Genomic DNA, 13,822 nt, shown 5'->3' on the forward strand with positions numbered 1-13,822 from the left:
TCTCGTGCTTGAAATGGTTAGTAAAACGAAAAATTTGCCACCTTTCCTTGCAGGGCCGTTAACTTTACGCTATATTTATGCTCATTTTGAGTTTAAATAAAGAGTAGTTTCTATCAATATCATGCCTAGATAAGGGTTAAAGATGACAATTGAAAAAGAGCCAGCATTGGATGACGTATTGCTTAAACCATTGGTTGAGAATGCACTAACTGAAGATTTGGGTAGGCGTGGTGATGTAACGTCGCAAGCTACTATCCCAGCCGATATGCAAGCGCAGCTACAGATCAAGGCACGGCAAGCAGGCGTGATATGTGGTATCGATTTGGCACGTTTGTCTTTTGCCTTAGTCGATGCGCAAATTGAGTTTATTGCACAAGTACAGGATGGCGAAACAGTAGAGGCTGGTGCAGTGTTAGCGACCGTAAAAGGTAACGCGCGTCATTTATTGACTGCAGAACGCACGGCACTGAATTTTATGACCCATCTCAGCGGCATTGCGACAGCGACACGTCAAATTGTCGATAGCGTGGCTCAATATCCTGCGCAAATTACTTGTACGCGCAAGACCATTCCAGGCTTACGTATTGTACAAAAATACGCCGTACGCTGCGGCGGCGGACGTAATCATCGCTTGGGGTTAGATGATGCGATTTTAATTAAAGACAACCATATCGCCATTGCGGGTGACATCAAAACGGCCATTCAGCAAGCACAGAAATTTGCTGGGCATCTGATTCCTATTGAGGTCGAAGTCGATACGCTAGAGCAATTAGAGCAAGCGCTCGATGCAGGTGTGAGTTTAGTGCTATTAGATAACATGTCGCCTGAAACATTGTCGCAAGCGGTTGCTATGTGTAAGGGGCGCGCAAAGACTGAAGCCTCAGGTGGTATTACGCCCGAAACGGTACAAGCGGCTGCAAGTACAGGGGTTGATTTTATCGCGATGGGTTATTTGACGCACAGTACTACTGCTTTGGATATTGGGCTAGATTTTAGTGCATAAATATAGATGTGCTAAAGGTTAATAGCGCTACATGCGCTCGATTTTATCGAAAAGACTATCAACGAGTTAGTAAAATGGTAATTTATACTGATAGCTTTTACTAACAACCTGTTAAATGCTTGTTTTTGCACTGAAGCTTTACTAAGGTGACATATAGGCATAACGGCGCAAAGTTAATGATTTTATTAGCTTATCTGCCTATGCTACAATGCTATTTTTAGTTGCCTATTGGGTCATCGTTGCACTCGCACGATGACCTTATCTTTTTGCACAAGCAGTATCAATAGACAAGCGAGCGCTCAGTGAATACTGAAATTATCAAGATAATCCTAGCCTTTATGGTATTGATCAATCCATTTAGCGCATTGACGTTATTTTTAGATTTGACTCGCGGCTATTCGATGAACAATCGACGTAAGGTCGCGCGCGTTGCTTGTCTGACCATTTTTATCACCATCAGCTTTTTTACGATTGCAGGTGAGACGTTACTAAAAACACTTGGTATTTCTATCGGCTCGTTCCAATTGGCAGGCGGTATATTGGTGTTTTTAATTGCCCTAAATATGATGAATGGAGAGGGTAACCCAGTTAAACCTGATCAAGAGAACTTCGATGTTGATCATGTGAAAGATGCGCCAGTCTCGATGGCAGCTGCCGTGGTTCCCCTAGCGATTCCAATGATGATTGGGCCTGGCGGTATCTCTACGGTTATCATTTACTCTTCACAAGTATCAGGTATTTTGCAGGTATCTGCCATTTTGATTGCTGGCTTATTTATCAGTCTGTTTTGCTATTTGGCATTGATGGCGGCAGGTCGTATCAGTCGCTTACTAGGCGATACTGGCTTGAACATCATGAGCCGAATCATGGGTATGCTATTGGCCGCCGTTTCTATCGAGATTATCGTTAATGGACTGCGTACGCTCTTTCCTAGCTTGATGTAAATGATCAATACAATATTATCGCTAACCATATATATTTATACAGTGGTTAGCGGATATCGACCTGATTCAGTATTATCCAATACGTCGTTTACTTAATAGTCAGTTTATTCAACACTCAGCTTATCTATCATTTCCTAGTTATATTTCTATCAGCTTTGATATAAATGCCAAGCCAGATACAGCATTAACAACCCTACCAAAGCATCCAGTATGTTCCATGCCTTAGGCTTCTCAAATAGAGGCCTGAGTAATCGCGCCCCATACCCAAGCGCAAAGAAGAAAAAGAACGAAGCGCTAATTGCACCTGCGGCAAACGTCAATTTACTGCTTGCACCCGTAGAAACCATGCCGACGAGTACCAATGTGTCTAGATAGACGTGCGGGTTTAACCAAGTAAAGCCAAAACATAGTAACAAGGCTTTTTTCAAACTCGTGACGACTTGTCCTTCGACAGTCAAAGCGTGTGACACGCGTACGCTGGCATACAAACTCTGTAAACCATATCCTAATAAAAATATAACGCCTGCTATTTTTGCGATATCTATAACGTGAGGATAGCGAGCTGTGACTGCACCAAAACCACCAACACCTGCTGAGATTAAAAACGCATCGCTCACCGCACAAAACAAACAAACAAAAAATATGTGCTCGCGTTTGAGACCTTGTTTGAGTACAAAGGCGTTTTGGGAACCAATAGCAATGATGAGAGATAGCCCAAGTAGGAAGCCAGAAATATAATCGGGAGCATTCATAATACGGTGCTTAACGGTTGAAGTGTAGGAATGGTGACATTTTGCTTACTGGCAGGCCAGCAAAAACCTGCTAAGATACGCTATTGAATGAATGTATGCAATATGCGCACAATGTGAGTGTAATAGACGAGGGGCAGAGCAAGTCATGGTAGTCAGTTTGACAAGAATGCTACAGTCATTTGGGCAAGCTCAAGATGACCTACCAACATTGGCAGCAAAGAATGCTCAGGAGATGAGCGTCAATCATGAACAGGATGCTGCTGCCGATAATGATAGCAATCACGCAGTACAAGAGCGTTCTACACTAACTCCGCCTGAACGTGTAAACCGTATATGTGATGCGTTGGCACAAGTGAGTGATAGCCAATCATCCACGCCTTTGACTGATCGCTATCTGAGTAATCGTGCTCAAATGCGCCCAACCAATAGACCGCCTTTTGACCCAGATACTTTGTGGTATCTCAAACATGGACGTTGTCCGATTATGACTGAGCTTGTTGATGTGGTCGATGAGGCCACCCTAAATGCCATGCCTATTGAAGCCGTTGCGATACTAGATCGTATCAACGGTAAGCTAAAGCGTTATCGTGAGTGGAGTAGTGAGCTGAACGAACAGCAACAGCAGCAACATAATGAGCGTCAGTTCGTCATCGATAAGCTAGTGTCCGAAAGTATCCCTGAAGCATTACATCATTATGAGCAGCTACAACGATTTAGTCCGCATCGCACTAAAAAAAATATGGTGCAGGGCAAGATGACGGCCGGTGATATGCTGACAGATTTGTTTTTAGAGATTGATTATGAGCTTGACGAATTGTTAGATGAATTGCATCAGACAGTTTTGAACCGCCTTGCCTCAACCCACCGTTATGTTAAGAGCCGTACGCAAAGTTAAATGTTCTTTGATAACGTTTTCTCTCGTACACTCGCAAAGGTTAAGTATTATCAAAAAACACAATCGACCCAGTGCATAACAATATAGGGCTTTAATAGAGCCTTATTTTTTTGTTTAATAATAACAACCATAAGAAATCAGCCACGACATTCTGATAAGTAATAAGGACAATATAATGACCCAAATGACTGCGATGTTCGTAATGTTTGTTTTGTATGGGCTGTTGCCAGCGGCTGGGTTATATCTAGGTTATCGTGGCATTAAAAAAGTCACAGCACCCAAAATGCTCGAATATAAGGCGATGCCGCAACTGGGTTATATACCTGAAAAAAGCCTACCCGTTGAAGTTAAAACCGCTTTGGAGCAAATTAATACAAAGGGTGAAAAGCTGCGTGTCATGTATGGCGATACCAATAATGATGGCAAGATTGATGACAAAGATACCGTCAATGAAACTTATATTATGATTCAAAACTTAATGGATAGGCACGTGCCACAAGCCGTCGCTGACTATCGTCGCTTGCACGATTTAGATGTGACAGATAGTGCGCTTGCTGATAATACCAAAATTAAGCATTCTAATGTCACGGGCAAAGAAGCCTTGTTAGACGTGCTTAAGACAATTAACACACAGTTCGATGACCTGCTCAACGCGTCATATCATCAAGACGGTCAAAAACTACTTGCGACCAATCGCTATCTCCAAAAACGTTTTGATAACCCTACTAGCAACACAGAGTTTCAAAAGCCCGATAGCAATGTCAGTAGTAATGCCAATAATAATGCTAGCAGTGAGGTAAATATCCAAGCGATTGAAAGCCCAACTGGTGAAAATGTGAGTGCTAAAGACATTAAGCTATAAATACAAAGTTGAATGGTGAAAGGGTAAAGAGCAAGCGTATATGAGTATCTTAATAGGCATCGGTATTGTAACGACCGTCACTACCTTTTATCTAGGTAGAAAAGGCTGGCAGGCTTTTCATAAAGCCGTCGGTATCTCACCTGGCGTACTTACTTATCAGGATTACGATGCGCCCTTGTCATTAGCCACATTAAGCTTGCAGCAGCTAACGTTAAATAAACAGCACTTAAAAAACTTATCTGAGCAGCAACTACGCCAGTTAAAACGTATTGATGAAAAAGTAAGCAGCTATCACGCTTATCAAGCAGTCATATATGCTCAACATAAGACACCAGCGGTAACAGAAGCACAGTTTGTGTTGAATAAAATGTTGCAAACACGGTTACCCGAAATGCTAGCCACTCATTATCAGTTAACAAATATAAATGTCACTAATGAGAATAACGAAAAGAGGTTAGAGGCTAGTGAGTTATTGCAGAGTGTTTTAGATAGTATCGAACAGCGTTTGGACAGGCTACTGGCGCAAATGGATGAGGAACAGCTACAAGAGCTGCGAGTCATGAAGCACTATATTAATAGCCACGATAGCTGAGCGGCTATATCTATACTGAGCAACTGTGACGCCTGTAAACTGTGACGCCCATAAAGAGACACAAAAAAAGCGGTCAATGACTATTCATCATTGACCGCTTTTTTATGTTTATTCTAAATCTATTTAAGACTTAGAATAATGTTAAACCAATTTAACTAGCGCTTATCATTGCGATCACGGGTGTTACGTGTACCGCGGCTAGCAGGGCTAGCACTACTTTTAGGTTTCGCGCTGTTATTACGGTTATCACTACGAGTATCAGTGCGACGCGCTTTAAGCGGCTTGTTTCTGATACGTTCTTGCTTTTCTTTGGCTGCGCCATGTAGACCCGTGCCATAACGTGGACGCAAGCTGACCAAATCCGTCAACGTGTTGATTTCTTTTTTATCAAGCTCTAAGAAACGACCAGTACGTAGCTCTTTTGGTAGAACAATCGTGCCATAGCGCGTGCGTAGTAGACGACTAACTTTTAGACCTTGTGACTCAAATAAACGACGTACTTCGCGGTTACGGCCTTCTTTTAGCTGGACGTGATACCATTTGTTGACGCCTTCGCCGCCGCCTTCTTTGATGTCTTCAAATTTTGCAAGGCCATCTTCTAGCATGACACCAGCGGTCAATGCACGGGCGATATCAGGCGTTACTTCACCCAATACACGTACCGCATATTCACGAGTAACTTCACCAGATGGATGCATCAAGCGATGCGCCATTTCGCCATCGTTAGTAAATAACAATAGGCCAGTTGAGTTAATGTCCAAGCGTCCAACCATTACCCAGCGGTCATGTGTTAGCTTTGGCAAACGTTCAAAGACAGTTGGGCGACCTTCTGGATCTTTAGCCGAGCAAACTTCGCCTTCAGGCTTGTAGTAAGCGATAACACGGCGACGCTTCTCGTTTTCAGAAGTGTATTTGATTTGACGGCCATCAACGCGAATCTCATCACCTTGCGAGACACGATCACCGATGGTCGCAGGACCATTATTAACCGTTACGCGGCCAGATTTGATGACTTCTTCCATTTGACGGCGTGAACCAAGTCCCATACGGGCTAGTGCTTTCTGTAATTTTTCATCTTTCATCATAATATCCTTGAGTCGGTGGGTTTACATTTCTCAATGTAAAAAATTGGATTGACTATTCTACGCTATTTTAACAAATTTAGCACGTAAACCAATACCTTACTGGTTATTAATGTATAAACAAACATGGTGCTAATCAATAAAAGTTTATTAGTCGTATACGAGATACAGACTAGAAGACTCTCAATGACTAACTATATAAGTTAATACACAGATACAAACACTTACACTATTTCGATGTTAAAAGGATAGTTCCAATCATAAATGCAATCTAAACAAGCCCTTATTAAGCTGAATTTTTTCAAATTAAAAATAAAAACTTTATTTATTACAAAGCTGTTTTCACTTCCGTTTTTTTAACGCTTAGTAATCTAAAGTTTGATATCAATTTTCGTAATTAGCCGTAAATAAAGGGCTTGATGAGAAATTGCAAAATAGTCACTTAATTATTTTATGACAAATTATATGTATTGCACTGAATATAGTTTAGGTGTATATTTATTAAATATATTCTTTTTTACGAATATAAATACTGTAGTAAGGTTTTCTGGTTTGATTCACAAATATAAATATGAGTAACTGTTATGGTTAATAAATATTTCATTTTTGTACACAAACGCTTCTTGGTAATGAGCATATTTTGCTTGTTTCTGATGGGGTTGTTTAGTGGCTGTACGATCAACTCAGGACTTCAGTCAGGAAATCTTCCTGAATCTGGCACCTTTACCGCAGAAAACGGTCTTCAATTTCATATTCAGCCTTTAAGTCTGGCAACTTTACCGCGTACAGCGCCGCCTAGTGTGACTCAAGATCTCTTTCATTTGATCAAAACCTCTGGACGAGTCAATTATGGCATTGCGAAAGGGGATGTGCTGAATATCATTCTTACCAATTATCCAGATATTAATGCGTCAACTGCTAGCTTAACGGTAGATCAACAAGGGTATATACAGTTTCCATTGATAGGTAGAGTTCAAGCCAGTGGGCTGAGCGTGCCGCAGTTCACCGCTACGTTGCAAAGCAAACTACAGCGTTATCTCAAGTACTCAGATCCTCAAGTCAAAATTATCAATTACCGTGGCAGCAAGTTTTTCGTAGATGGTGCGGTGAAGCAGTCTGGTGAGTTTGCTATTGCTGATGTGCCAGTGTCGGTATATGGGGCTATCTCTATGGCAGGTGGTACTACTGAGACTGGGGATTCAAACAACATTGTGCTAAATCGTCAGGGCAACAGCTATCGCTTAGGAGTGCAGTCACTACATAAAATGGGGCTGTCTGCCAATCAAATCTATCTACGAGATGGTGACTCTATTCACGTCAATAGCCAAAGCCGCAATAAAGTCTACGTGTTGGGTGAATTTGGCAAAATTGAGCCAGTTGCGATTCCAGAACAGGGGCTAAGCTTAGCGCATGTATTGGGCGAGTCAAATGGACTAAATTCCAATACGGCTAATGCAGCCAAAGTATATATCGTGCGCGACAACCCTCAGTACCAGTACACCAATATCTATTACGTCGACATGCAGAGCATCACAAGCTTGGCACTAGCCAGTCGCTTTGACATGCAAGCCAATGACATTCTTTATGTGGATCCAACAGGCTTGGCTCGCTGGAATCGTGTGATTAGCGCGATACTACCATCAACCTCTGCCATCAACGTGATATCAGGGTTATAAATGATAGCTAGTGAAAATACGGGGTGTGCTTTGAATTTCGATACTGAGATTAAGTGAGATAAGAATAGGAAGTAGAGTGATAGATTCTATAAGGTGCGATAAGGCAGAGAGCAATCTAACTGCAGTCAAGGGCAGTTAGGGTCTTGGAGCTAAGCGAAAGCTATTAAGCGATTAACATTGAATAATGGGTATATGGTTATGAATAATATAGATTCAAAAGACCTATCGACACCTAAGGGTGACAACGACAATGACAACATCGACTTAACGGCGCTGGTTTTGGTTTTGTTGCGTGGCTGGAAAGTCATAGCGCTCATGGCAGTAGTCGGAATCTTAATAGGATTTTTCTATACACGCTATATTAATCCGACCTTTAAGTCTGATGCGCTGATCCAAATTGAAGAAAACTCCCAAGGAGTCGATGCGCTTGGGGCGAATATCTCAGAGTTGGTCGGAGAAGAAGTGAGCAAGGCTGAGGCAGAAGCCGAGCTCATACGGTCTCGGATGATACTAGAGCCAGTCGTTGATATGCTACATCTAGACATCAAACTGACCGATCCTAATATTGGCTATCTCGATAAAATAACAAACGACCGCATTAACACTCAGTTGAATACAAATGATGGTGTATCTTTGAGCACAAAAAACGGTTCCGTTCAAATCAATCAGTTCGATGTGTCACCAGCGTATTTAAACCAGTCTTTTACGCTATCACAGTCTGACACAGGGTTTGTCCTGAGCAATGGACTAGATGATTTTAAAGGACAATTGGGTCAGCCGCATCAGTTTAATGGGGTAAACGGTGAGATTAATATTACGGTGACTGAGCTACCTATAGACGGCTATCCTATTGGCATCACTAAGCAGACCTTAAAGACCACGACAGATGCGATTAACAGCGCATTGTCTGTGGAAGAAAAAGGCGATAAAACCAATATTATTCAGCTGTCGATGACAGGCACAAACCAACAGCAAATCACGACCACACTTGATCAAATAGTTCAGTCTTATATCGATCAAAACCAATCTCGTGGTACGGAAGAAACGACCAAAACATTGGCTTTCATGGAAACGCAGATTCCAGCGTTAAAAGAGAAATTAGAAACCTCTGAAGCTCAGTTCAATGAGTTTCGTAAAAAGCACGGCACCATCGATGTAGGTAAAGAGGCTGAGCTATTACTAAATGAAAAATCTCGAATCGATGAGCAGCTCAATGATCTCAAATTAAAGAGAGCAGATCTAACGACTTACTATACCAATGAGCACCCACTCGTTATCCAGATAAATGAGCAACTAAAAGTCCTCAACAGTCGAATAGGAGCAATAGGTAGCACCGTTGCAGGACTGCCTGAAATACAGCGAGAGTTCTTAAAACTATCAGAAGATACAGCCATTAATAGAGAGATTTACCTCACACTGCTCAAAAATTATGAACAACTAAAAATCGTTAGAGCTGGTCAGGTTGGTTATGCCCGTATTCTAGATAGACCGACCAGTACCTTCGATACCATTGCGCCAAACAAATTCCAAATTATGCTGCTGGCGCTACTCGTAGGTACTGTACTTGGGGTAATGCTGGTTTTAATCAGAAACTTAATTAGAAATGTCGTAAAAGACCCAGAACATCTAGAGTCTAAAACGGGAATTCCTGTCATTGCAACGATTCCACGTTCGACCTCGATATCTAAGTTAGGTGGGAACAAAAAAAATACTGGTCGGATGCTTGCGCACGTTGATTACAATGGCTTGAGTTATGAAGCAATTAAAAATTTACGGACAAACCTTTTATTCGGTAAGACGACGAAGACAGTAGATGAAAAGTCTGCTCAGACCATATTAATCACTGGAGAAAGCCCAGGTGTCGGTAAATCTTTTATTACGGCTAATTTGTCTGAGGTATTTGCACAGCTTGACAAAAAAGTACTGATTATCGATGGAGATATGCGTTTAGGAGAGCTGCACAAAATGTTTGGTATGAATCCAGACAGTGGTCTCACAGATTATTTACTGCAGGATAAAGATAGCTCTCTAACAGATAATGAGCCTCGATTAGATAGTGATATGGCTAAGTTAAACCTTGAGAGCTTTATTCAGCCGACTGGTATGGAGCATATCGACCTTATATCGCGGGGACGACCGTCGCATAATCCGACTTCGTTATTGATAGGAGAGAGGTTTAATCATTTGATGGCAGCGCTCAAAACGAAGTACGACTATATCGTTATTGACGCGCCACCTATATTGGCTGCATCAGACGCCATGGTATTGGCACAACACGCAGACAAAGTACTGATCGTCACTAAATTTGATCATTCAGTAGAAGGCCAGTTGGTCTATGCCATCAAACAGATGAGTAAAGCCAACGTACAAGTCGATGGCATCATATTAAATGACATACAGCAAAGTATTCTGAATAGGTACAGCTATCACTACCATTATGCTTATGGACACAATTCGTAGTTAGTTACTGTTCATTGTCCATGGCAAACGAGCGTCATAACTTAAGTAGGTGGATCTTATGTTTATAAAAACAGAGTCTAACAATGCTTATCACACGCCAAGTGACCTCAATCGATGGTCGAAGCGTATGACGCTGTTTTTATTAGCCTTACCACGCTTTGCGAAATGCTCTATCTTATTTGGTATCGACTTTTCGGTTGCTGTCCTTTGCTTGGTAGCGGCATTGGCACTGCGTCAGGGTTATGTCGACGATCAAATTGGCCTTACGGTATTAGCTTTTTATGCATTGATACCTGTCGTCAGCTTGTATCTGATTGGCTTTTATAGAGGCGCCTCTAGAGGGTTTTTCGATGCGGCGATGGGTCGAGTACTACAGTTATTTTTATTACTTATTATCGTTTATCAGTTCATCATTTATGTAAATCCAGTATCAATGATGCCGCGCTCAGCGCCAATTATATTTCTATTCTTATTCTTTATTTGGTTGTGGAACAGTCGGCTAATGATTCGTGGGTTGCTGAATCGACTACAGAAACCAGACAATCAAGATCGCCTAGATAGTTGCTGTGATAACGTGATTATTTATGGTGCAGGATCGGCTGGTAGAGAGCTATTAGAGAGCTTGAGACATTCTCATAAATACAATGTAGTGGCATATATCGATGATGATCCGCAGCTGATAGGGGCTTATCTACATGGTAAAAAAATATATGCCGCTCATGCGTTACCTTGGTTAATAGAAAAATTAAATGTCGCGCAAGTGATTTTGGCAATGCCTTCTATGAGCCGTGGTCGTAAAAAACAGATTATGGATAGCATGTCAGGCGTTTCTGTCAAATTAAAAGATTTACCGAGCTTACGAGAGCTTGCTGATGAGATCGTAACAGTCAGCCATATACGTCCGGTCGATATATTAGATGTACTTGAAAGAGAGACTGTCGAACCAGTTGCTGAGCTCCTCCAAAAAAACATCACGGGTAAAAACGTACTCGTAACAGGGGCAGGGGGTTCTATTGGTAGTGAGCTGTGTAGACAAATCATGAAAAACAAACCTGCATGTTTGGTGTTATACGAGCAGTCTGAATATGCTTTGTACACAATCGATCAGGAACTTAGAAGCCTTGTCTCTAGTAACGTCGCTAGTAATGTCATTAGTGATATTGAGTATCAAAATATCGAGATTGTTAGCATCATTGGAAGCGTGGGTAACGAAAAAAAATTAATCAATATATTCGAAAAATACCATATAAAAACGATTTATCACGCTGCAGCATACAAACATGTACCGATTGTCGAGTCCAATCCATTTGAAGGCACGATTAACAATACTAAAGGCACCTACCATTGTGCTTGTGCTGCGGTAAAGGCTCACGTTGATACATTTGTACTGATCTCTACTGACAAAGCAGTGCGACCGACCAACGTAATGGGAGCCTCCAAACGCTTAGCTGAACTCGTCTGCCAAGGACTGAGCCAAAGTAACAGTCATACGTGTTTTAGTATGGTGCGTTTCGGCAACGTTTTGGGTTCATCAGGATCTGTGGTACCACTTTTCACCAAACAAATTGAGCAGGGTGGTCCTATTACCATCACCCATCCAGACATCACGCGCTACTTTATGACCATACCGGAAGCGGCCAGTTTGGTTATTCAAGCAGGGGCCATGGCGTTCGGTGGTGAAGTATTTGTGCTTGATATGGGTGCACCCGTCAAAATCGTCGATCTTGCAAAACGTATGATTCGTCTGACAGGGTGCGAGCTAAAAGATGCGAGCAATCCTAATGGTGATATCGAAATTGTGTTTACTGGATTGAGACCAGGTGAAAAGCTCTATGAAGAGTTAATCATTGGTGCCGACAACATAGAGACCACGTTTCATCCACTCATTATGCAAGCAATGGAGCATAGTTTTCCATTGGAAGACATCGAAGCTATCTTGTTTGAGTTTATCGAAAGATCAAAGCGGCACGATACTGAATGGTTGAAAGCACAGTTTAGGACTTTCGTTGAAGGCTACCGAGAAAACGATGACGCTGATGTCACACAGAAAGATGTAGAGCAGTTAGAGGTGGTTGGTTAAGGGATAGTAATGATATTAATTAACGGTGATAGGGTTGATATTGAAAAGATGATGAAATCACTTATTGGTAAGATTGTTTAGGATATGGTGATTTATATAAGTGCTATGACATACCAAATTGGATAATGAATAATGGCCTCTGAAGTGTTTTTATCGATACAGAGCATAATCAGTCGATTGAAAACCAGTCACTTTGTACGAGATGTGGCCATGGTTGGAGGCGGTATTGCTGCTGGTCAGGCAATCGCTATGGTCTTTATGCCGTTTCTTACCAGATTATATAGTCCTGAAGATTTTGGTATCGCTGCCGCATTTACCGCAGTCATTAGTATTATCACTCCGATTGCGACCATGGGTTATGCCAATGCTATTGTGATGCCTGATAACGATGAGGATGCCGCTGCCATTATCAGATTGTCTGTATTGCTCAGCTTGTTTATAGCGGCTATAGCGTTCATCGCTGTCTATTTCGGCAATGTTTATTTGGCACGATGGACGGGTATGGAAAGTGCACCATACATGTTGTATCTCATACCGTTGACGCTATTGGCCGGCGCGTTTCTATCTGTTGCTGATCAGTCTGCTATCAGAGTAGGTTTGTTCAAAGCCAAGGCTCGTGCTTATGTAGAGAGCAAGTTTGTGACAGATATCAGTAAGTTAGTAGGGGGTATGTGGGCCCCCTCTAGTATGTTGCTTATTTTATTAACGATAGCAGGACAGCTCACGAATTTTATGATGCAGATGCTTCGGGTGCCTAGGATTGGTATATTAAATGTCCGAAACTGGTTTGGCACGGTTGGTATCCGTAACGCTGCTATATCGCAGCGTGACTTTGCCATATACCGTATGCCGCAAAGTATGCTTAATGCTGCTTCAGTAGGGCTGCCAACTATCTTGTTAGCATCACTATTTAATGCTTCTTCTGCTGGGCAGTATTCATTGGCTGTTCTTGTGCTCGGCGCACCAGCGATGTTATTAGGGCAAGCTGTTGGAGAGGTTTTTTATCCTAAGATTACGCGTGCGATCACAGCAAAGTCACCAGAAGCTTATCAATTTTTATTAAAAGTAACGGTAATTCTATTAGTAGTTGGTATTGTTCCCTTCGGTACAGTGTTCGTTTTTGGCGATTATCTTTTTTCTTTAGTGTTTGGCGCAGAGTGGGCATTAGCAGGGAGTTATTCGCAGTGGCTTTCTATTTGGCTTTTGACCAGCTTGGTATCGGGTGCGAGTACTGCAGCATTGCCAGCATTACGTTTGCAGCGCTTTCTTTTGATTAGAGAGATTTTTGCAGTGATATTTCGTGCTGCAGCGCTGTATATAGGTTTTTACGTTTTTGAGTCAGATATGGTAGCCATTGCCCTGTTCTCATTTGTTGGGGTCTTGCTTAGCTTATCTATCGTTTATGTCGCTTTTCGGCGTCTTGTTCATATCCATAAAGTGCCGCAGTAGGTAAATGTTTTGACTGCGTTGGATGGC

11 protein-coding genes are annotated in these 13,822 nt (G+C 41.9%); 9 read left to right on the forward strand and 2 right to left on the reverse strand.

Annotated elements, in window-relative coordinates; all coding sequences use genetic code 11:
- Nucleotides 1-142 precede the first annotated feature (142 nt).
- Nucleotides 143-1,003, forward strand: coding sequence for a carboxylating nicotinate-nucleotide diphosphorylase (gene nadC, locus IEE84_RS03405; RefSeq protein WP_191114848.1), 861 nt, complete (start codon nt 143-145; stop codon nt 1,001-1,003).
- Nucleotides 1,004-1,341: 338 nt separating this feature from the next.
- Nucleotides 1,342-1,947 carry a MarC family protein gene (locus tag IEE84_RS03410; protein ID WP_057762384.1) on the forward strand — a complete coding sequence of 202 codons (606 nt, stop codon included), beginning with the start codon at nt 1,342-1,344 and terminating at the stop codon, nt 1,945-1,947.
- Nucleotides 1,948-2,096: 149 nt separating this feature from the next.
- Here the strand turns inward: IEE84_RS03410 and IEE84_RS03415 are convergent, their stop codons facing one another.
- A complete protein-coding gene (locus IEE84_RS03415) occupies nt 2,097-2,699 on the reverse strand; it encodes a LysE/ArgO family amino acid transporter (protein ID WP_101206238.1) in 603 nt (200 codons plus the stop codon).
- A gap of 166 nt (nt 2,700-2,865) precedes the next feature.
- Between IEE84_RS03415 and IEE84_RS03420 the strand changes: the two genes are divergently transcribed.
- The 3 genes from IEE84_RS03420 to IEE84_RS03430 all read left to right on the forward strand — a co-directional run bounded on the left by IEE84_RS03420 (nt 2,866) and on the right by IEE84_RS03430 (nt 5,048).
- Nucleotides 2,866-3,594 carry a hypothetical protein gene (locus tag IEE84_RS03420; protein ID WP_191115364.1) on the forward strand — a complete coding sequence of 243 codons (729 nt, stop codon included), beginning with the start codon at nt 2,866-2,868 and terminating at the stop codon, nt 3,592-3,594.
- Between the two features lie 175 nt (nt 3,595-3,769).
- Nucleotides 3,770-4,456, forward strand: coding sequence for a hypothetical protein (locus IEE84_RS03425; protein ID WP_191114849.1), 687 nt, complete (start codon nt 3,770-3,772; stop codon nt 4,454-4,456).
- Between the two features lie 40 nt (nt 4,457-4,496).
- Entirely contained in the window at nt 4,497-5,048 is a 552-nt protein-coding gene (locus IEE84_RS03430; RefSeq protein WP_191114850.1) for a hypothetical protein, read from the forward strand.
- Nucleotides 5,049-5,203: 155 nt separating this feature from the next.
- Here IEE84_RS03430 and rluB read toward each other — a convergent pair whose 3' ends face one another.
- Nucleotides 5,204-6,130 carry a 23S rRNA pseudouridine(2605) synthase RluB gene (gene rluB / locus IEE84_RS03435; protein WP_191115365.1) on the reverse strand — a complete coding sequence of 309 codons (927 nt, stop codon included), beginning with the start codon at nt 6,128-6,130 and terminating at the stop codon, nt 5,204-5,206.
- A gap of 584 nt (nt 6,131-6,714) precedes the next feature.
- Here rluB and IEE84_RS03440 point away from each other — a divergent pair.
- From IEE84_RS03440 to IEE84_RS03455, 4 genes are all read left to right on the forward strand, one after another.
- Nucleotides 6,715-7,806: a polysaccharide biosynthesis/export family protein gene (locus IEE84_RS03440; protein WP_191114851.1), complete on the forward strand. Its 1,092-nt coding sequence runs from the start codon at nt 6,715-6,717 to the stop codon at nt 7,804-7,806.
- A gap of 198 nt (nt 7,807-8,004) precedes the next feature.
- Nucleotides 8,005-10,266 (forward strand): polysaccharide biosynthesis tyrosine autokinase, encoded by a 2,262-nt coding sequence (locus tag IEE84_RS03445; protein ID WP_224737879.1) that lies wholly within the window; start codon nt 8,005-8,007, stop codon nt 10,264-10,266.
- 58 nt (nt 10,267-10,324) lie between these two features.
- A complete protein-coding gene (locus IEE84_RS03450; protein ID WP_191114853.1) occupies nt 10,325-12,346 on the forward strand; it encodes a polysaccharide biosynthesis protein in 2,022 nt (673 codons plus the stop codon).
- 132 nt (nt 12,347-12,478) lie between these two features.
- The gene (locus IEE84_RS03455; protein WP_191114854.1) at nt 12,479-13,795 is read left to right on the forward strand and encodes a lipopolysaccharide biosynthesis protein; all 1,317 of its coding nucleotides are present in this window, start codon (nt 12,479-12,481) and stop codon (nt 13,793-13,795) included.
- The last annotated feature ends 27 nt before the right edge of the window (nt 13,796-13,822 follow it).

The sequence above is a fragment of the Psychrobacter sp. 28M-43 genome (assembly GCF_014770435.1).
Classification (GTDB): Bacteria; Pseudomonadota; Gammaproteobacteria; order Pseudomonadales; family Moraxellaceae; genus Psychrobacter.